The organism is Planctomycetaceae bacterium (assembly GCA_021371795.1).
Lineage (GTDB): Bacteria > Planctomycetota > Phycisphaerae > Sedimentisphaerales > UBA12454 > UBA12454.
In genome coordinates, this window is record JAJFVK010000004.1 from 63,705 (window position 1) to 83,950 (window position 20,246).

Annotated in this window: 19 protein-coding genes; 7 read left to right on the forward strand and 12 right to left on the reverse strand. The window is 41.7% G+C overall.

The genetic code is table 11. The annotated features are described in order from the left end of the window. Window positions 1-885: 885 nt before the first annotated feature. The 4 genes from LLF92_01670 to LLF92_01685 all read right to left on the reverse strand — a co-directional run bounded on the left by LLF92_01670 (window position 886) and on the right by LLF92_01685 (window position 3,390). Window positions 886-1,965 (reverse strand): hypothetical protein, encoded by a 1,080-nt coding sequence (locus tag LLF92_01670; GenBank protein MCE5339823.1) that lies wholly within the window; start codon window positions 1,963-1,965, stop codon window positions 886-888. After that, entirely contained in the window at window positions 1,965-2,438 is a 474-nt protein-coding gene (locus LLF92_01675; protein MCE5339824.1) for a beta-hydroxyacyl-ACP dehydratase, read from the reverse strand. The genes LLF92_01670 and LLF92_01675 overlap by 1 nt, the downstream gene beginning before the upstream one ends. 180 nt (window positions 2,439-2,618) lie before the next feature. Beyond that, the gene (locus tag LLF92_01680) at window positions 2,619-2,792 is read right to left on the reverse strand and encodes a hypothetical protein (protein ID MCE5339825.1); all 174 of its coding nucleotides are present in this window, start codon (window positions 2,790-2,792) and stop codon (window positions 2,619-2,621) included. Window positions 2,793-2,913: 121 nt separating this feature from the next. Next, the gene (locus tag LLF92_01685; protein MCE5339826.1) at window positions 2,914-3,390 is read right to left on the reverse strand and encodes an NAD(P)H-dependent oxidoreductase; all 477 of its coding nucleotides are present in this window, start codon (window positions 3,388-3,390) and stop codon (window positions 2,914-2,916) included. A gap of 179 nt (window positions 3,391-3,569) precedes the next feature. Between LLF92_01685 and LLF92_01690 the strand changes: the two genes are divergently transcribed. Continuing rightward, window positions 3,570-5,285, forward strand: coding sequence for a glutamine--tRNA ligase/YqeY domain fusion protein (locus LLF92_01690; GenBank protein ID MCE5339827.1), 1,716 nt, complete (start codon window positions 3,570-3,572; stop codon window positions 5,283-5,285). Between the two features lie 73 nt (window positions 5,286-5,358). On the opposite strand, the gene LLF92_01695 is transcribed toward LLF92_01690, so the two are convergent. Beyond that, window positions 5,359-6,111 (reverse strand): DUF4190 domain-containing protein, encoded by a 753-nt coding sequence (locus LLF92_01695; protein ID MCE5339828.1) that lies wholly within the window; start codon window positions 6,109-6,111, stop codon window positions 5,359-5,361. A 260-nt stretch (window positions 6,112-6,371) separates the two neighbouring features. Here LLF92_01695 and LLF92_01700 point away from each other — a divergent pair, with 260 nt between their 5' ends. Beyond that, a complete protein-coding gene (locus tag LLF92_01700) occupies window positions 6,372-7,667 on the forward strand; it encodes a DUF1015 domain-containing protein (GenBank protein ID MCE5339829.1) in 1,296 nt (431 codons plus the stop codon). 129 nt (window positions 7,668-7,796) lie between these two features. Continuing rightward, complete coding sequence (locus tag LLF92_01705) at window positions 7,797-8,885, forward strand: alanine--glyoxylate aminotransferase family protein (GenBank protein MCE5339830.1); 1,089 nt, start codon at window positions 7,797-7,799, stop codon at window positions 8,883-8,885. A gap of 238 nt (window positions 8,886-9,123) precedes the next feature. On the opposite strand, the gene LLF92_01710 is transcribed toward LLF92_01705, so the two are convergent. Next, window positions 9,124-9,402 carry a cupin domain-containing protein gene (locus LLF92_01710; GenBank protein MCE5339831.1) on the reverse strand — a complete coding sequence of 93 codons (279 nt, stop codon included), beginning with the start codon at window positions 9,400-9,402 and terminating at the stop codon, window positions 9,124-9,126. Window positions 9,403-9,517: 115 nt separating this feature from the next. Between LLF92_01710 and LLF92_01715 the strand changes: the two genes are divergently transcribed. Further along, on the forward strand, window positions 9,518-10,309 hold the full coding sequence (locus LLF92_01715; GenBank protein MCE5339832.1) for an HD domain-containing protein: 792 nt from the start codon (window positions 9,518-9,520) through the stop codon (window positions 10,307-10,309). A gap of 42 nt (window positions 10,310-10,351) precedes the next feature. Here the strand turns inward: LLF92_01715 and LLF92_01720 are convergent, their stop codons facing one another. Genes LLF92_01720 through LLF92_01730 form a run of 3 tightly spaced genes read right to left on the reverse strand, consistent with a single transcriptional unit; the run spans window position 10,352 to window position 13,460 of the window. Next, the gene (locus tag LLF92_01720; GenBank protein ID MCE5339833.1) at window positions 10,352-11,107 is read right to left on the reverse strand and encodes a DUF2817 domain-containing protein; all 756 of its coding nucleotides are present in this window, start codon (window positions 11,105-11,107) and stop codon (window positions 10,352-10,354) included. Then, window positions 11,104-12,177 (reverse strand): Gfo/Idh/MocA family oxidoreductase, encoded by a 1,074-nt coding sequence (locus LLF92_01725; GenBank protein ID MCE5339834.1) that lies wholly within the window; start codon window positions 12,175-12,177, stop codon window positions 11,104-11,106. Before LLF92_01725 ends, LLF92_01720 begins: the two co-directional genes overlap by 4 nt. Window positions 12,178-12,197: 20 nt before the next feature. Then, on the reverse strand, window positions 12,198-13,460 hold the full coding sequence (locus LLF92_01730) for a serine hydroxymethyltransferase (GenBank protein MCE5339835.1): 1,263 nt from the start codon (window positions 13,458-13,460) through the stop codon (window positions 12,198-12,200). Window positions 13,461-14,306: 846 nt separating this feature from the next. On the opposite strand from LLF92_01730, the gene LLF92_01735 reads away from it, so the two are divergent. The 3 genes from LLF92_01735 (at window position 14,307) to LLF92_01745 (ending at window position 17,139) form a co-directional block, all read left to right on the forward strand. Continuing rightward, window positions 14,307-15,248, forward strand: coding sequence for a ParB/RepB/Spo0J family partition protein (locus LLF92_01735; GenBank protein ID MCE5339836.1), 942 nt, complete (start codon window positions 14,307-14,309; stop codon window positions 15,246-15,248). 117 nt (window positions 15,249-15,365) lie between these two features. After that, window positions 15,366-15,902 carry a sigma-70 family RNA polymerase sigma factor gene (locus LLF92_01740; protein ID MCE5339837.1) on the forward strand — a complete coding sequence of 179 codons (537 nt, stop codon included), beginning with the start codon at window positions 15,366-15,368 and terminating at the stop codon, window positions 15,900-15,902. A 1-nt stretch (window position 15,903) separates the two neighbouring features. Then, window positions 15,904-17,139: a hypothetical protein gene (locus tag LLF92_01745; GenBank protein ID MCE5339838.1), complete on the forward strand. Its 1,236-nt coding sequence runs from the start codon at window positions 15,904-15,906 to the stop codon at window positions 17,137-17,139. Window positions 17,140-17,278: 139 nt separating this feature from the next. Here the strand turns inward: LLF92_01745 and LLF92_01750 are convergent, their stop codons facing one another. The 3 genes from LLF92_01750 to LLF92_01760 form a co-directional block, all read right to left on the reverse strand. Beyond that, window positions 17,279-18,136: a type II secretion system GspH family protein gene (locus tag LLF92_01750; GenBank protein ID MCE5339839.1), complete on the reverse strand. Its 858-nt coding sequence runs from the start codon at window positions 18,134-18,136 to the stop codon at window positions 17,279-17,281. A gap of 92 nt (window positions 18,137-18,228) precedes the next feature. Further along, complete coding sequence (locus LLF92_01755; GenBank protein ID MCE5339840.1) at window positions 18,229-19,320, reverse strand: hypothetical protein; 1,092 nt, start codon at window positions 19,318-19,320, stop codon at window positions 18,229-18,231. A gap of 27 nt (window positions 19,321-19,347) precedes the next feature. After that, window positions 19,348-19,977, reverse strand: a complete 630-nt coding sequence (locus tag LLF92_01760) for a lamin tail domain-containing protein (GenBank protein ID MCE5339841.1) — start codon at window positions 19,975-19,977, stop codon at window positions 19,348-19,350. Window positions 19,978-20,246: the final 269 nt, after the last annotated feature.

Below are 20,246 nucleotides of genomic sequence, written 5' to 3' on the forward strand. Positions count from 1 at the left end.
TCCGGCCCAATGTTGTGTTTATCTCACAAAACAAGGCGGCATACAACAATTAGCCCCCGCACCTGCCTGCACTCGCAGTCGAAGACAAGGGTGTGGCGGGGGATATAAAAACAGCAATTCCAATTCATTTGACCGATTGATAAATCCTCTGGCATTAATTCGATATACGCCAAATCAGCCTCGCTCTGCATTTTTGAAAATAAATAATTTTTTAATAGATCTGCAGGTGTAAGTTCCATACCTCTGGCATTCAACGTTTCAAATATTACAACCTCACGTTTACTATCTACTGACAACTATTTTATCTGCCCTTTTTTTATTCTCAACAGGAAAATACTTCGTGTATCTTCTGTCCTTCGTGGTGAAAAAAACTTGTCTGCCGCAGGCGGATCTGCGTCTAAAAAATTTGTGTCGGTTCGTGGTTATTCGTGGTTAAAGTTTTGGAACAAAAATATCTCTGCGCCCTTCGCGATTCTGTGGTGAGAAAAAAATCAGCGTCATCAGCGTTTAAAACGGGTCTTGAATTGTAAAACCATTATTGTTGGTGTGTTAGCGATTTTGGAAAAAAAATGCGCAAGTGCCCTTTTCAACTTTTGCGTATTTTGTCGTTTTTGGTTGATTTTAATTCACTTTACTTACAATTCACTGCGAATTTGTTGAAAAAAGTATCATTTAGTAACCGTTTTTTCACGAACTTGCGCCGAACAATTTTAACGTGCGCGGAATTAAGCTAAATTCGCGCACAAAATCGAAAAATCAGCCATTTCTTTGGTTTTTAAGTGAAATTTCGAGCAAGTTTGATTTTTTGATATTGGTTTTTGAAATGAAAAACGTATCCACAATTTCAAAAAAACGCCGTAACCCTTTATTTTACGTTGTGAAATTTTAGACGGAAAATAAGGACTTGTATTCGGTCTTTTCATTTACGATTTTCCAAACTCCCGAAGGTTTGCTGCGGTAAAGAAAATATGTAACTATCGCGAATCTGTCAAGCGTTTCGGCGTTGACTGTATGAGCAACCTCGCGTGTTTGCCCGATTAACTCTGTGATGGTATCTGTGTTTTCTATAATAAAATCGCCGAGGTCGGTTATATCAAAAACATCCATCACAAAAACAGCATACGTTTGTTTTTTAACTTTCGAATCCTGTGGTTTTACTTTAAATGATTTATCGATATGAATAATTTTTAATTTTTGTAAATCGCCTGTCCATCTATACGCCGGTTTTTTCAGCGTTATGAGTTTCTCAATTTTTTTCTTCAGCGCCGCTGCCTTTTCAAAAATTAATTCCTTTGCCGCGGTTTGCATTTGGTTTTGCAAATTATTTATAGCGATATCAGGTTCTGTGCCGGCAGCGAAAGCGTCCGCGATATTTTTTTTATATTCTTCGATGGTTATTTTCCCGGCACATACTCCGCAGCAGACATCCATCTGCAAATAGGAACAGCTTTGCGGGTTATTTATAAATTCGTGTTTTCTGCAAAGCGCAAAAACATCTTCGAGTGTTGTCTGAAAAGTCGCTGCTGATTTTTGCGAGGGAAACGGTCCTAATATTTTTTCGCCGGCCTTGAATGTCGGTTTGCGTGTTATATAAAAAAATGGAATCCTGTCATTTAAATTAACAACAAGAAACCATGGATACACCAGCGTAATATAATCTTTGTATTTCTCTGCGAATATTTTTCTGACGGTCGTGTAGTGATTGACTGCCAGTCTGAATTTGCAGGGAATAGCGGAATAATAAATTTTCGCGGTGATGCTTTTTAAATCAGCGCGTTTGGTGTTATCCTGCTGCTCGGCCAATTTGTTTTTAACGGTTCGCCTGATGTTTGCAGCGGTTAAAAGAGCGATTGGTGAATCTTGTGAATCTATAAAAAGAATAAGACCCGCCGATGTCGGCAGGTCTTTTATGTTATTTTCAACTGGAAAGCAATTTTCAAAAATTGTTTCTGGTTTGCAGTCCATTACACATTCATACCGGAGATTACCGTATCAAAAACCATTTTGCCGTCAACAATGCCCTGAACGACAGCGGTGTATTTTCGGCTTTTGAATGTTGATATATAGCCAAGCAGATATAACCTGCTTCCCGGCCCGATTGGTCGTCTGAAGTTCGCAGATTCGATGCTTGAAAATCCGATGAAGCCTTTTAGTTCGTAAACTTTCTTAACAAAAACGCTCGAAAGCTGTGCCGCTGCTTCAATCATAATTACGCCCGGCATCAGTGGTCTGCCCGGAATATGGCCGCGAACCCAGAATTCTTTTTCTGTAACATCTTTGTAACCAAGAACGAGAAATTTCTCTTTGTTGTACCAAATAATCCCGTCGAGATGCTGCATTTCATATCGCTGTGGATTAACTTCTTCGATGGCTGGTTTGTCAAAGACTATCTTGTTCAAATCTATTGTTGATAGATCAAAAAGTTGTACTGGCGGCATATTTACCTTTCTTTTATATTATATATAATAATAAATGTACTAAAGCAATTCATAGCAATGGATTCTTCAACTCAACAAGTCAACACGCCCCTGTCATCCTCTGAAGAAACAAGGATATGAGTGAAAGTCTTACCCGCACGGTGCAGAATTAATTTTGTTATGTGAATATACCTGTCGGTATTATTCGACTACTCTCATTTCAAGAACCTTGTTCCTGACAGTTTGAGCGGCCTGTTTAATCGTCTGCATTTGTTTGCGAACTCTCGTGCCGGCTGCTTTATTTCCGCCTTCGGCCTTTTTGATGTCGCTGTCTGCTTCATCTACAAGTCTTTTGAGTTCTTCGTATTCCTGCATAATCGTAGCCTCCATTCTAAATAATGGTTATTTCTATAAAACTTTATACGCAGATAAAACAATTGTCAAACCAAAATCCGCATTTTTACCGCAAAAAACCTATTATTATAAAAGCTTTCGTCTATTTAAAGAGTTTTTTTGTCAATTCAGCGATTTTTTTACCTGCTTTAACACATTGTGATTCCACGCGTTGGTCCGGGCTGTTGATAGACACCGGCCCATAATGGTCGCCTAATGGTTCGCCGGGGACAACCATTCCGTGAATTAGCATTGCTTCGAGAATGCCGAGGATGGTGGTTTCATTTCCGCCGCCGATGTTGGCTGAACTTGCGAACGCCCCGCCGATTTTGCCGGCAAGTTGCCCATGTTTACTTACCGAATCAGTCAGAAGCTGCATTAACTGCGGTGCCATCTGGCCGTAATAAGTCGGTGAACCCATCACGATCGCGTTTGCAGCGGTCAAATCCTCAACTGAAGTCTTGTCCACAGATTTGCAGTCGGTTGGTAAACCATTGTCATTCATTGACTTGGCAATAATTTCCGCCATTTTTTTGGTATTGCCGCTTCTTGAATAATAAACAACAATTCCTTTTGCCATATTTTAGCTCCTTTAAGAATACCTTTGTCATTCCCGTGCAGGCGAGAATCCATTTTAAGATAATATACATATTTTGCACGAAATTTTCCTTTTTTAATGTTCTTGACTGCAAATTTTCGATGATTATAATCTTTTCTTGTTCGTAAGACTCTAAAAAACAAAGACTTAGGTATACAAAAATGTCAACGCCAAATGAAAATCAGCAAAAATTGGATTTCGTACGTCAAATAGTCGCCGATGACTGCCAAAGCGGAAAATGGGATGGCAGAGTTGTTACACGTTTCCCACCGGAGCCGAACGGCTACCTGCACATCGGCCACGCAAAGAGTATCTGTCTTAATTTCGGCATCGCAAAGGAATTCAGCGGCAAATGCCATCTGCGTTTCGATGATACCAATCCCGAAAAGGAAGAGCAGGAATACGTTGACTCGATAAAGGCAGATGTAAAATGGCTCGGCTGGGACTGGGGACAGAATTTATTTTTCGCCTCGGACTATTTCCAGCAGATGTACGATTGGGCAGTTGAGCTGATTAAAAAAGGCAAGGCGTATGTCTGCGATTTGACCGGCGAAGAAATCCGCCAGACTCGCGGCACACCAACTCAAGCCGGCAATGACAGCCCGTACCGAAACAGAAGCGTTGAAGAAAATCTCGACCTGTTTGAAAAAATGCGCAAAGGTGAATTTCCAGACGGCTCAAAAACGCTCCGCGCTAAAATAGATATGGCATCGCCGAACTTTAATTTGCGCGACCCGATTATGTACCGTATCGTGCACGCGACACATCACCGCACAGGCGACAAGTGGTGTTTGTATCCGATGTACGATTGGGCGCACGGCCTTGAAGACTCTGTCGAAAAAATAACACATTCGATTTGCACACTCGAATTTGAAAATCACAGACCGCTCTACGATTGGTTCCTTACCCAACTCGGCATTTATCATCCGCAGCAAATTGAATTCGCGCGTTTGAATCTGACTTATACAGTTATGAGCAAACGCAAACTGCTAAAGCTCGTGCAGGATAAATTAGTTTCCGGCTGGGACGACCCGCGTATGCCGACAATCAGCGGAATGAGACGACGTGGTTTTTCGCCGGAAGCGATTAGAAACTTCTGCGAAAAAATCAGCGTTAATAAATTTAACAGCACTATCGATTTTTCATTACTCCAGCACTGCCTGCGCGAAGAACTGAATAAATCTAGTGCTCGTGTATTGGCCGTTCTCAATCCTGTCAAAGTTGTGATTGATAATTATCCGGCCGAGCAAGTTGAAGAACTCGAAGCGATAAATAATCCCGAAGACCCATTGGCGGGTACAAGGCAGATTCCGTTCTCGCGCGAAATTTATATTGAGCGCGATGATTTTATGGAAGATGCTCCGAAAAAATTCTTCCGTTTAACGCCCGGCCGAGAAGTGCGTTTGCGTTATGCGTATTTTATCACCTGCACAAGCGTAACAAAAGATGCAGCGGGCAACATAACAGAAATTCATTGCACGTACGACCCCGCGACAAAAGGCGGCGATGCTCCGGACGGCAGAAAAGTAAAATCTACTCTGCACTGGGTCTGCGCAAAGAACGCGATAACTGCCGAAGCGAGAATGTACGACCATTTATTCACAAAAGAAAATCCGGATGATGTTGAAGAGGGAAAAGATTTCACAGCATATCTTAATCCGAATTCACTGACAACGCTTTCGAATTGCAAAGTTGAGCCGTATTTGAAAGATGCAAAAGCATTGAGCAGATGGCAATTTGAAAGAATGGGATATTTCTGCGTTGATTTGGACAGCCAACCCTTCGACTCTGCTCAGGGCAGGGACGGCAAATTAATTTTTAATCGTACCGCAACTCTTCGCGATGAATGGGCAAAAATTCAGCAGACAAGCAAATAATATTGTTAGCCCCCGTTGAAGTGTAACGGAAACCCTGCTAAGGGCACCTGTGTCGGGGGCGTAAAAAACTAATTTACTCCGGCTTCCAGCGAAGAGAATAATAATTTTCTTTATAAACAAATTCGACATGTCCGTCCGCAAACAAAATATTACAGCCTACATTGCCATGATTGCTGGTAGTATACAATTCTGGTCCTCCTGCAGGATTTGCTGCGGGTGTTGTCTCAAAGAGTAAGACGGTATCGTGTGGAATTTCAGACGTTTTTCTTCCCGCGACATTTATATTCAAGGCGTAACTTGTTTGCCCTTCAACTTTACGAATTGATGGACAACGTAAATTTTCCGGCTTTACTTTATCTTTCAGTAAATCGCACCAGTTTCCAGCGGGTGGATATGTGTCGTTGTTTTCGGCTGTATAGGTCATCATCGCAAGACCTAAAGTCTTGAGATTTGTAGCACAAACCATTTTTGTTGCTACCTGTCTTGTGCGAACCAGTGCGGGCAGCAATATCGCAAGCATCAGTGGCAGAATTATACTATAAGCCACAGGCACGACAATTCCCGTAATAGCGTAACCTTTGCCGCGAAGACGGCCATTGCTTTTAGAGATTTTCACAAGGCCGATGATTCCGCAGATAATCGCCGGCAGTGCTGTTACCATAAATGTAAATAATCCCATCAGCGAAAGCACAAACGACCATATCGCCAGCTTGCTTGTTTTGGCAATCTCCGGCGGCAAATCCGGTATTACCGGCAGCGGCTCTGAACAGGCTTTGCAAAATTTTTCGTCTTCCAGATTATCCAATCCACATTTTGGGCAATACATTTTAGAGGTCTCCTTAAATCTGCACTGATTCTAATGATGGAGACTGGCGAAGTAAAGAATTAAGGATGTAGAAAATAGGAATTTTAATATTTTGTGATAATATTCACATATATTTAATAAATATATGTGAAACATACCCGCGAAATAAAAATTTTAGGGAATTATATTTTTATATATTGAAATATAAACAGCCTTATGGTAAGATTCTCGCTTGTTAAAAAAGACTTTACAATTACTGAAGTGAAGGAATATCAAAAACTATGGAAATCAAGGGATTTAAAGCCTATAGATTTAACTCCGAAGTTGTCGGCGATACCGGCAAATGTATCACGCCGCCTTATGATGTTATCAACGCGGCGCAGCAGAATAAACTTTATAAACAGAATCCGTACAATATTGTCAGGGTAATACTCGGCAAGCAGGAAGCCGGCGACAATGACAAAAACAATCAGTACATTCGTGCTGGCAAACATATTAATGACTGGATAGCCCACAAGGCTCTCAAGCAGGACGACAAAGAGACGATTTACGCCTACGTTCAGGAATTTGAAATCGGCGGTAAAAAAACCAAACGCAGCGGATTCATCGCCCTGTCGAAGCTCGCACAATTCGGTTCTGGTGTTCAGCCGCACGAAAAAACTCTCGATGGCCCAAAGGCAGACAGACTGAAACTTACGCAGGCAACAGCCGCGCAGTTCGAGCTTGTGTTTATGTTGTATGACGATGTCAAGCAGGTAGCTGACAAAATTATCGCAAAGGCTGCCAAGGGAAAAAGCCTGATAGAGTTTGTCGATGACGATGGCGTGAAGCATCAGATATTTGCAATTGATTCGCAGGATGAAGTTAAACAAATTGCGGATATGATGACGCAAAAAGAAGGGCTTATCGCTGACGGCCATCACCGTTATGAAACCGCGCTGAATTATTACAATCTGACAAAAAATCCGAATGCTCAATGGCTGATGATTGCGTTTGTGAATATGCACAACGAAGGACTTGTTGTTCTGCCGACGCATAGGCTTGTTGGAAATTTGAAAAATTATAACACTGATGAGTTGATAAAAAAATTGCAGGCTAATTTCAAAGTTACACAATTTGAATTTAAAGAAGCGAAAGAAAAAGCACAGGCTCTGATGCAGAAAAGAATGACCAGGGCATTTGAGCAGGGACAAAACGCTTTTGGAATTTACGACGGCGAAGATTTCTATTATATAGTTTTGACCAACAAAGATGCGCTCAAGTCATTACAGATGAGCGATGCTTCAAAATCGCTTGATGTTGTTGTGCTGCACAAATTAATTCTCGAAGGCGTGCTCGGCATCGGCGATGAAGCGCTTGCCGGCGAATCGAATATTGAATACATCAAGGATATCGGCGAAGCTGTTGACGAAGCTATCGGTAAAGTTGACCAGAAACAAATGCAGGTTCTGTTCTTTATGAATCCTACGAAAGTCGAACAGGTACGTGCGGTCGCAGCGGAAAACGAAAAGATGCCGCAGAAGTCCACGTTCTTTTATCCGAAAATATTTTCAGGTTTAACAATAAATAAACTGTAAACTTTAGCCACAGATGAACACTGATTTATATTTTTAAAATGTGTTTATTCGTGTTAATTCGTGGTTAAAGTAATTAAATAAATCCGTGAAATCAGTGGCTAAAAACAATTAATTTTTTGGAGGCAAACAATGGTTGACTGGAAAAATCCGCCGAGACTGTTTATACCCGGGCCTGTGCATGTCCTGCCTGACGTATTGCAGCAAATGAGCAGATATACTCTTGGCCACAGGGGCAAAGAGTATGCACAACTGCACAAAGAAACTGTGGATATGCTGAAGAAGATTCTGTTCACTGAACAGCACGTCTATTTGAGTACATCATCCGCATCAGGCGTTTGGGAAGGCAGTATTCGAAATTGCGTTGACCACAACGAAACAGTTCTTTGCACAATGTGCGGCGCGTTCAGCGATAAATTCGCCGACGTTGCCAGAGCGTGCGGCAGAACCGTCGAAGAGCTTAAAGTTGACTGGGGCAAAGCGACAACTGTAGAAATGATTGACAAGAAACTGTCCGAGGGCAAATACTCGGCGATTACGATTGTGTATAATGAAACAAGTACCGGCCTTACAAATCCGGTTTACGAAATCAGTGAAATGTTGAAGAAAAAATATCCTGACGTTCTTGTGCTTGTCGATGCTGTCAGCGGTATGATAGGTCTTCCGCTGCATTTTGATAAACTCGGCTGGGATGTTGTTTTCGCTTCTGTTCAGAAGGCATTTGCGATTCCGCCGGGCATGGCTGTTTTCGCTGTCAGCAATCGTGCGCTGGAAAAGAGCAAGAAAGTTACCGGCCGCGGATACTATTTCGACTTCCAGGAATTCGAAAAGAGCGCTGTCAAAGACCAGACCCCGACAACGCCATCGATTCCGCACATTATGGCGATTAACTATCAGTGCAAAAAATTCCTCGCCGAAGGAATGGAAAATGTTTGGGCAAGACATAAAAAAATGGGCGATTTTGTTAGAAGCTGGGCAAAGGAAAAATTTGGTCTGTTCTGCGAAGAGAAATATGCTTCAAACACCCTGACAACGGTTAAGAACACTCGCGGCATTGTTATCGGCGATGTGATTAAAGCGGTTCAGGCAAAGCATAATACCATTTTCGGTAATGGTTATAGCAAATTGAAAGATCAGACTTTCAGAATCGCGCACATGGGCGACATTACACTGCAGGATGTAAAAGAAGTCTGTCAGTGGATTGACGATGAAGTAAAATAGGCAAGTTAAGCAGGTAAATATTCAAAGGCCGGGTAAATTACTCGGCCTTTTTTATTGCAGAGTGACATACTGTTGTCACTGACATCAAAATCTTATAGAAGTTTTTCCAAAGATACCCGATGAATAATACGGATACTTTTTGCAGTCGCTTTTGGCGGAGTTTGCTCCACATAGAGCAAGTGGTGCTGTGACCGCGTCCGATTCTGCTTTGAGCGACTTTTTTTGCTATTATTGTATTCTATTCAAAGTTGTAATGTTTTTTTACAGCTTCGCTGACGTGCCATGTGCACTTTAGTCCGTTTGGGAAAATAACTAAATCGCCGGGTCCGAAGGAGACGTTGCCGTTGCCCGGCCTGTCCTTGACAGTTACTTTGCCTTCCAGAATAAGGCAGGTTTCCTTTTGGGTATAATCCCAATCGAAACTGCTCTTATCGCACGCCCATATCGGCCAGCTTTTACACTCTTTAGTCTCCGCTTCGGTTGGTTTTCTGACTATAACATCTTTTATAGTTGCCATTTTTGACTCCATTTCTAATTTTCCACATTTTAAGCTGTGAAGATTGATTTTCAAGAAAATATGGAACATTGAACCATTTTAGAGTAAATTATTACCTTTCAGTTTTGGAGTAAAAATGACAAAAGAGCAGCTTGAAGGCTTAAAAAAATGGTTTTTTGACTACGTTGCCGGGTATTATGGCGGCGATAAACAGGTAAATGATGATATAAAGCTCAAAGACGACCACACAAGAAGGATGCTGGAAGATACTCTGATTATTACAAAGGAGTTGGGATTTAGTGTCGAGCAGTCAATGCTTGCCGAGGTGATATCGCTTTTGCACGACACCGGCAGATTCGAGCAGTACAGAAAATACAAGACTTACAGTGATGTCGGAACAGAAGACCACAGCCAGATGGGTTTGGAAATTCTGGCGGATAACAAAGTCCTTGATTGTTTCGACAGCAAAGAAAAAGATATTATCACAACCGCAGTCAAACTCCACAGCGTAAAAGATTTTCCGAAAAATTTGGATAAGGATATTGAGCCGTTCGCGAAATTGATTCGCGACATTGACAAGCTGGACATTTTTTATGTTATGCTAAGCAGAGTTGACGAATTGCGTGCCGACCCGGAAAAATGCTTAGCGATTTTCGGTTACCCTGCCACAGACGAATGCTCGGTGCATATTATGCAGGCGGTGCTTGAAGGCAGAACAATTTCATACAAAGAATTCAAAACACTCAACGATATGATATTCGGTCTGCTGGGATGGATATATGATATAAATTTTGTCGCGACGCTGAAAGAAATTAAAAAACGCGAACTTGCTGAAAAACTTATTTCATATTTGCCGAAGACGGATGAAGTCCAAAAAGTCTGCCGTCACATGCTTGAAGTGCTCGACAAACGAATCGCTAATAATTAAAGCTGCCCGAAAAATCGGATAATTTTTGTAGGGCGGGCTTTATTAATATGCAATCGCCTCTATCAGCATATCTTTATAATCGCCCCAGAGCTGCGCTTCGGATGCTTTTGAATCTTCTTTCGCCATCTCGACGGTGATGATCGGCATATTAAGTTCCAGCCCGATATACGAGCCGAGTGAACCGGGACGCGCACCAAGTTTTTCCAGGGGCAATTTACACTTGTCTGCCAGACGCTTTGCTATGTCTTCTGCAGGCCCGTCGTAATCAATACAATTCAGTGCTTCGTGAAACGCAAGAATCTTTGACGGCTTGTAAATGTTGATTATTTTGTAAAGCTCGTAACTTTCAATTTCACTCAACGCAAAACTTCCATTTGTTCTATTGTTCTCTCTATTGGCCGCGGGAAAATTCCTGTTAAGATCAATGTTGTTTGCGTTATGCCTTGTTTTCTTCGTGAAGCCGTCAGGATTTACAACCGGGATGATAATCACGGTTTTGCCGTCGAGCAATTCACAATTTTCCATAAGATAATTTTTGAAATGATTAAGCAAAGGCGTTCCCGCCCTTTCGCTGCCGTGAATCGATGCGAATAATAATGTAACGTTGGAACCGCTGCCGAGTTTTGTGTAACTAATTGGTTTGCCCTTAACTGAACTGCCCGCCGAATAAACGTTGGCCGGCTCGGAACATTTATTCACCAATTTTTCTTTTCCTGATTTAAAAGAAGAACAGCCGCCGACAAACAATGAAGCCGAAATTAAAACGATAAATAAAGCTGCTTGAGGTTTTATAATCATACGAATGGAAATCTTTCTTTTTCAGAAATTTCAAAAAATCTGCCCGGCGATTCAGGCATACCGGTTTTTGTGCTCAAGTAAGCCGCTTCAATGAGTGCCATCGTTGCAAGGTCGAGCCTGGAACTGTTTCGCAATTTATATTTGTCAGGTTCCAGCAGTGCCCTGCCGAAATCGATAAACATTTCTGTAATGCATTTGTCCGCCTTGAGCGGATATTTATTTTCAGAAAACAGATTGTCATTTTCATCATAGATAGCAAGACGATTCGGCGTAGCGATAATATTTTGTTTAGAGCCATAAATTCTTACCGGCGCAACATTGTTGTTGCCTGTTTGCCGTGCGGCCATAAATGTGCCGATAAGTCCTTCTTTGAAAACAAGCGACGCGGTAACGGTATCTTCGCCGAAATATTGTTTGGCTTTTTTGTCGGGGCTCTGATTTGTCAGCAGAGCGTAAACCTGATTCGGAAGAGAAAAATTTTCCACCAGCAGACTCAACAGCTCAAAACAATCATTAAGCAGCGCTCCCCCGCCAGATAATTTTTGTTCCGCTTTCGGATACGAAATGATTGGCTGAAAAAAATCGTCGCCGAAAGTTGCGCACATATTCACAAAATAAAAATCGCGGCGTTCAACGCTTCGCAAATAATCGCCAAGCCGTTCAAAGCCCGGCGAAAATCGAACCGGTGCCGCGGTAACATACTTTACATTATTTTTTTTCGCCAGCGTGATGAACTCCGACGCAAGCTCGAAATTCGGCGCAGTAGGAATGAGTTTAAGAATATGGCATTTTTTATTTATCGCCATCTTTACAAATTCAGCGCACTTTGTTAACGGCTCGGCAACGATGAGAACATCCGGCTGATTCTGCAAAATAAACTGCCGATAATCGTCGAACGCGGTACAGTTATAAACCTGCGCGGCTCGATTTGCGTTTGCAAGATTACCGTCTGCGATGGAAACCACTTCGTACAGACCCGTTGCGCAAGCCGACTCAAGCAGGCCGGCCGCCCTGACGTTAAGACCGAGCCAGGCGGTTTTCAATTTGCCTGTATTTATAAGCTGTTCCATCAGCGTCCGTGTTTTTATAGCTAACTTTTCGCCGGAATAATAAAATGATCCGGTACAGGGAACTGCGAACAAAGCATAAGCGATTCTCTGCTGACCTGTGCGATGACATCTTCATTATCAATATTGTCAGCGACTTTCGCAATTAGTGAAGCGACAATTTTCATCTGTTCTTCTTTCATGCCGCGAGTCGTAATCGCAGGCGTTCCAATGCGAAGACCGTTCGGATTAAACGGCTTGGCTGGGTCGCCGGGAATCGTATTGTAATTCGTTTCAATGCGTGCCCTGTCGAGCGCTTTGGCAAGTTTCTTGCCGGGAATATTTTTACTTCTCAAATCGATAAGAATTAAATGATTGTCAGTTCCGCCAGTGAAAAGAGTAAATCCTTTTTCCATCAGTGACTCCGCAAGTACTTTTGCGTTTGCGACAACCTGTTTCGCGTAAGCGACAAACTCCGGCGTATCGGCTTCGTGGAGCGCAACAGCAAGAGCGCTTATTGTGTGCATATGCGGGCCGCCCTGCAATCCGGGGAACACAGCCTTGTCAATCGCTTCTGCCAGTGCAGCTTTACACATCAGCATTCCGCCTCGCGGGCCTCGCAAAGTTTTATGCGTTGTCGTCGAAACTATATCAGCGTAAGGAACAGGACTCGGATGAATTCCCGCAACAACAAGACCGCTGATGTGCGCGATATCGCTCAAATGAACAGCGCCAACTTTTTTCGCAATCTCACTGAAATTTTTAAAATTAATAATTCGCGGATATGCGCTTGCGCCGCTGATAATAACTTTTGGTTTGTGCTTTACAGCGAGCTCTTCAATTTTATTAAAATCAAACTGCCCTGTTGTTGGGTCGAGTTCATAACTTACAGAATTAAAAATTTTACTTGTGAAATTTACTTTCCAGCCATGACTCAAATGTCCGCCGTAAGGAAGAGCAAGTCCCATTATTGTATCGCCCGGTGCAGCAACTGCGCTGTATGCCGCAAGATTTGCAACCGCGCCGGAATGCGACTGAACATTCGCATGGTCAACTTTGAAAAGTTTTTTTGCGCGTTCGATTGCGATTGACTCGACAAGGTCGGTGATTTGCTGACCTTCATAATAACGTTTGCCCGGATAACCTTCAGCATATTTATTTGTCAGACAACTTCCCGTTGCTGCCATCACTGCTTTCGATACATAATTTTCTGATGGTATCAGACGAATACAAGCGCTCTGACGAGCACCCTCTTGGCGCAGAAGTTCATAAATTTGCGGATCATACTTTTCTAATGGCGTAATCATATTTAGCTCCGATAAAAATTACTAATATAGTATTGATACCAATGGTCTTAAAAACTGCGAATGTAATTCCGCCGGCGTCCCTTGGGGATTTGCCAAGTGATTTGTTAATCGCAAGCAAAAATACCTATGGTATTCAAGCGAGCAGTTTAACAAAAGTTTCCATTTGGGTCTAATAATTTTTAAGGATATGCTCCTTATAATTAGTCATTGCAGAATTTATTGCCCTTTACTTATGTCGCACTGCCGGTATCTATGTCAGATTTGCTATTTTACGTAATCATTACATTTTAAACCACATACTGTTAAATTAATCGCTTTATTTGTTTTTTGAATAACTAATACAGATATAATACACGTAAAAAATATGTTTTCGTGTTTTGTGTCTATTGAACTATGATTATAGAGCCTTACCATCCTCATTGTTTGGGATTTTTCAAGTTTGTATCATGTATTATCTTGTTTTGTTCCTGCGGCTTTACTTTTTTTGTTTCACGTGAAACAATACGAATTTAATATGTAAAACTTAATATTTAAAATTGGAAACGACGTCCAAGTACTCCGTCCAAATCTTAAATCTTTGCCGAAGGCATCCCTTTGGGACAATCTTCAATCTTAAATCGTCAAACTGTTTCACGTGGAACACAGAACAGCCTTTTGGCCTCTGCTTTCTTTTCAAATTTCTTAAAATGCTCTATAAACACTAATTTTGTACAAAAAATTGCTCAAAAACGGTATTTTTTACGATTTTTTGTTGGAAATCCGTCCAAAATGATGTTAGAAAAGCCTTTCAGGCGTTAGCTAAATATTGACACTTGAGTACTAAAAACTCTATTCAAGGAACGAATAATGATACCAAAAAACAAGGAAAAACCCAAACACCTCGGCAGGGGACTCGAATCACTTTTAGGCCCAATTATCAGCACAGTACAGGAAAATATGGATAATGTGGTTACACAGTCCGCACCTAACTTTAGTGCTGATAAAGAGTTACATAAATATGTGGTGGAATTGGAGTTTGAAACCATTGTTCCAAACCCATTCCAACCCCGTCATAACTGGAACGATGAACAGTTGCAGGATCTTGCCGGCTCTATAAAAGAGAACGGAGTACTGCAGCCTATTATAGTAAGACCCAATAATGGTAAATACGAGATTGTGGCTGGAGAAAGACGATTTAGGGCATCGCAGTTAGCAGGCCTGAAAAAGATACCTGCGATGGTTCGCAAGACGGATGACACAGAAATGCTCGCGCTTGCTATCGTTGAAAATGTCCACCGAGCGGATTTGAATCCGATTGAAAAAGCAAAAGCGTATCAGAGTTTTATGGAGATGTTCAATCTTACGCAGGAACAGGCTGCACAAAAACTCGGCCAGGACAGATCCGTGCTTGCCAATTATATTCGTCTGCTGAATCTTCCTGCTGAAGTAAAGCAGATGCTTGTTGATGGCGCACTCGATATGGGACACGCTCGCGCGATACTTGCGCTGCCGACGGATGATTTGCGAAAGCGTTTAGCAAATCGTGCGCTGGCAGGGCGTTTGAGTGTTCGTGAAGTTGAACGGCTTGTTCGTCTTGCGATTGCCGCAGGCGATGAGAAAAAACAAAAACAGATAATTGAAAAGCCTGCGAACATAAAAGATCTCGAGGAAAAAATTCGCGCACGTCTCGGAACTCGTGTAGATATTAAAGCTAAAAAAAATGGACAGCGGGGGAAAATCATTATCGAGTTTTATTCGCTTGATGAATTTGACAGCATAACGCAAATGCTCGGCGTTACTAACGAGTAATGCCAAATAAAAAAATTAAAGCTGATTCTAAAAAAATCAGCTTTTTTTATAGACTAAATTAGAAACGTGTGTGTCTTATTATCAGCGATTCGCAATTTTAAGTTTTCCAGGATACGTATGCTCGAAGATAAATGGCTGATTTGGAAATTGAAGCGGGGCAGCAGTGATGCTCTTTGCTGCATATATAAAAAGTACAAAACAAATATGCTGGCACTGGCGGTTACTCTTTCAAATGATAAATTTCTTGCTGAAGATATTGTGCACGATTGTTTCGTCTCGTTTGCCGGCTGCTGTCGAAAACTCCAGTTGAAAACTTCGCTGAAAAGTTATCTTTTAACATCGGTTGCAAATCGTGTGCGGAATATTTGTAGGGACAAAATCAAATCAGCAGCGGACATTAATGAAATGGAAATCGCCGATTCGGATTTAAAGCAGCCGCTGCAGCAGGCGATGAATAATGAACGCGTTCGAAAAATTAATTTTGCTTTAGGACTGCTTCCGTATGAACAGCGAGAGATAATAATCCTGTATTTCCAAAGCAGATTGACCTTCAAAGAAATAGCCGAATCGCAAAATGTGTCAATCAATACAATTCAAAGCAGATACCGGTATGGAATAGATAAACTGCGGTCATTGTTAGATGGTGAGGTATAAAATGAGTACTGCAGAAAAAATAGAAAAGCTAATTAAACAATTTTTTGAAACACAAAAATCATCCGCTGTTATGCCATTTGAAAAAGACGAACAAATTATCAATGACGCATTGGCAGCATTTGAAAAACATAAAACACAATCGGCTCATTTGCAGCCGAGTGTATGGAGAATAATTATGAAAAGCAGAATCACAAAATTTGCAGTTGCCGCGATAATAATTGTTGCGGCAGTATTAAGCATTGGTATTTTTGATAGAACCGTACCAACAGCTTTAGGAATCGAACAGATAATTGAAGCTTATAATAATATCCACTACTTGCATGTGAAAGAATATAGGAAAGACCACCCTGATAGTAACGGAGAGCCTTGGGAGTTTTGGATTAAATCTAATGAACAAGGCGGTATCGAAAAGGCAAGATATTACCTGCCAGAAACAGAAGATGGTCCAAAGCTCATTACCTGGACACCGGAAAAAGCAGAGATATGGTTCAAAAAGAAGAATAGCCATCTTATTTTCCAAAGTAAAAAAATTGAAAAATGGATGAAAACCCTAATAGAACAATCTCAGCCTAAATTGGTTATGGAAAACTTTCTCGAAAAACAAAAAATAGGCGTCATTGACATCAATACTACAACACCATCAAACAAGCAGGAACCAACTGTGATTGTTGTAACATACAGAAACATACAGAAGAAAGAAATTTACTATATAAATCAGGCAACGAATTTAATTACTTCTATTGAACTTTATGATGATGGAAACTCTGAACCATTTTCCACGAGGGAATTTTATGAATATAATGTGCGGATAGACGAAAAAATGTTCACACTTAAAGATGAAGTACCCAAAGATGTCACAGTAGTTGACCAACTCAGTCAGCTCATTGGCATTCCGCAGGGAAGTATGACTGATGAGCAGGCCGCAGCAGAAACAGTCCGTCAGTTTTTCCAGGCCTTAATTGATAAGAATTACAAAAAAGCGGGCTTGATATATTCCGGCATTTCAGAAGAAAAAGCGAAAGAACGTTTTGGCCGATTAAATGTCATCGCTATTATTTCGGTTGACAATCCGGTATCATTTCCCCAATGCGGTGAACATAGCTTTAGTGTCGGTTGTCAAATTGAATTAGTTGACGAAAGCGGGAAAAACATTGTACATAAATTTGGTTCTGTCAAAGCACGATGTGGCGATGATGAAATGCACCCTGACCGTTGGATTATTCATGGCGGTATTTAAAAAGTGTAAAATATGAAATAAAAAAGGCCGGGCGAAGGATGCTTCACTCGGCCTTTTTATGCGCTGACAGGAAAAACGGTGCCAGGAGTCATTTTTTTGGTTTTCCTGTGTTTTCAATACTGAAAACACGGTTTTTGATTTATTTTATTGATGGCCCGAAAGCATTCCAGATAAGGCCGGGTTTGTTCCAGTTGCCGCTGCGATAGTCTGGATCGCGTGAGTTGTCCGAGTTTGTAGTTGCGTAATCGTATTTGACTCTCGCCGCGTGTCCATCGCAAAATACCATATGGCCGCCGTTGAGATGTCTTCTGGCAAACCGTTTCCAGTCGCCGCGATGCCTGCCGAGTAACGGCCGTGTTTTGTAATAATCGTAATCTTTTTTATTAAGCTCTTCACTTGTCGTTCGCATTTCGAGCATTAGTACGGTCTGGCCGGATGATTTAATATTTACGAGTTTGACATTTTCGATATCATCTTTTGTACTCACCGTCGGGCCGTTATTTAATTCCGAATTCCAAACATAACAGAAGAACAGTTGATATTCATAATTTGCGCTGCTGTCATAAAAAATCACAGCGTCTTTTGTAAAGCCCTGTGGATATTTTGCGGCCGGGTCAACGAAAATAGAATCCTTATTTGGCGGCAGGGGGACGGTTGCTTTATTTGCTATCGCCGCTTCACTGATTTGTCGATATGATTGCTGGCCAAGCATTTTCGGAATTGAGTTTGCCCACCAGTCGTCGTTTTTAAAAACCGAACCTAAGTTTTCATCCTTGTTTCCTTCCCACGGCAGAACTCCGTTATTTTGTTCAGCGAACGCAATCGCTCCTATTCCCCACTGCCGCATATTCGACATACTTTTCAGCGCGGTTGCCAATGCTCTTGCTTTACTCATCGCCGGCATTATCACCGCCAGCAGAACCGCGATAATTGAAATTACCACAAGAAGTTCAACAAGTGTGAATGCGTGATGTGAAATATTTTTTTTATCTCTCATATTAATCCTGTCATAGTTCATTTTAAAATAGACCTGTATGCCATTCCGAAGAGCAGCATACAGGTTGCAAAATTAGAAAATTAAAGTATCGTTTATTGCAGCCAGGGCTTTGAACAGGATGAATCCGCAGGGTTGATGCAATCCATCCAGTTTTCAGCGAATTGTGCAAAATCTTTAAAGTTCACATAACAATCATTATTTACATCGAAATAATTTTTGAATCCCATCGCAATCGCACCCGCACAATCGGCAGGCGGGTTGTACCATGCACGAATAACAGAAAAATCCTGTATGCTTTCGGAACTGTTCCATCTGTTCGGCAAACCAAATGAGCTTGTGTCTGCATCGACGAAGTTCGCACCTGTTATCGCAGATGAAGGATTCGTTTCGATTCTTGCTGCTTCTTTTGAATTAACTCCGCCGCCTCCCCAGTATTCAGTTCCGAGGTTTTCGCCAACAGGCCCCCAAACAAGGTCGCCTTGTGCGTCGTTGATTTGTGCCTGCCATGCGTCATTTCCACAGCCCCAGTCACATTGAGAATGATTCAAAACATTGTGTACGGACGTAATTAGCGGTGTTGATGAAGCGTCTTCTGTTTTTGTGCTGACGTTTATCCACCAGTCGTTTGCGTCCGGATCGAAACTTGTATCGGTGTTCAAATTAATAATCGCATCGCCCGTGCTTGGTCCGACATTATACGTTCTGTTCTGATTATCTTTATCAACGTAGATATAAGATTCATCAACGATGGTGATAATCGTGCCTGCTCGCAGATTGCTCCATACTGAACTTTGCGAGAACTGTAAAATTCCCTGCTCGACATTTCCGTTGCCGTACCATATATCTGTTCCGTCTGCTTCATCGGCTTCGAGTGTATCGGTTTCTGCCCAGCTAATTTGCCAGCCGCGAATATCAAGATGGTCCTGCGTTACAACGAATTCAAGCCAGTCTCCGCCGTTGCCCTGAATTCTGCCGTTGAGCAGTGTGCCGGTCATTTTGTCCGAGTGCAAACCATCGGCCATTTCCTGAAAGTACGCATCAACGTTTGTAGAATCTGCATATAAATCTGTTTTGAGATATTTTTCAGAACCGACCGCGTTGAATTCGTTCAGGACAAGTTCGCCCGCAGCAAAAACATTTACTGCTGCTGTAAGAATTACGAGTGTAATCAAAACTTTTTTCATCTTACTGCCTTTCAATTCGCTGTATGATTATCTTTTTCTGAATCTTAAAATCATGGTTGCGGCACTGAGGATGAAGATTGTTGCAGGTTCCGGAATGGTGTAATTATTGTATCCCGGATTACCTATATCGCCGCTAGTACTTGCCCATGAACCATTATTACCGACTGAAGACAAAACCCAACTGCTTGAAGCCGTTGTCGATGCGAAATCTGCCTGTGGTATTGTGCAGCTTTTGTTTTCTGTGCGGGGGCCTTTGCCAGCGGCATCACTAAAAATAAGTAAATCGATTTCAGCTTCGGAGGCATCGTAAAGATGAATTTCATCAGCTCTGCCGAGATTGCTGTTAGTGTTGCTGCCGAGAATTTTCACGCTTGCCGACAGTCCCCATGCGGTTCTGAAGGCACTTGCATCGGCATCTGTCAATATTACCGATTCGCCCGGTGCGATTATTCCGAATATGCTCAAGTCAAGGTCGCCGGCGGCGGCATCGGAATCGCTATAACTCCAGCCGGTCATATCGATTGCTGTGCTGCCGAGATTTGTGAATTCCACAAACTCTCCATTTGTACCTTTGTACATCCATTCGGTAATCTGAATTGTTGTTGCCATTGAGTTAACCGCCAGAACAAGAACTAACAAACTTACTAACTTCTTCATGTTTTCTTTCTCCAAAAAATTGTTCATAAATCATTTCTTCAACATCTGGCTGGTATAATATAGATAGGATGTTAGGGTTTTATGGGAAGGTAGTTAAATATTGGTAAATTTAATGTAATGTTTTTGTTAGGGGAAAAACGGTGTCAGGAGTCATTTCTTTAGTTTTCTGCGTTTTCAGTACTGAAAACAGGGTTTTTAACATATTTGTCAGGTTTTCATAAATTTTTTAAACTTTTCTATTGACAAAATTCGATAAGTGTATTAGTTAA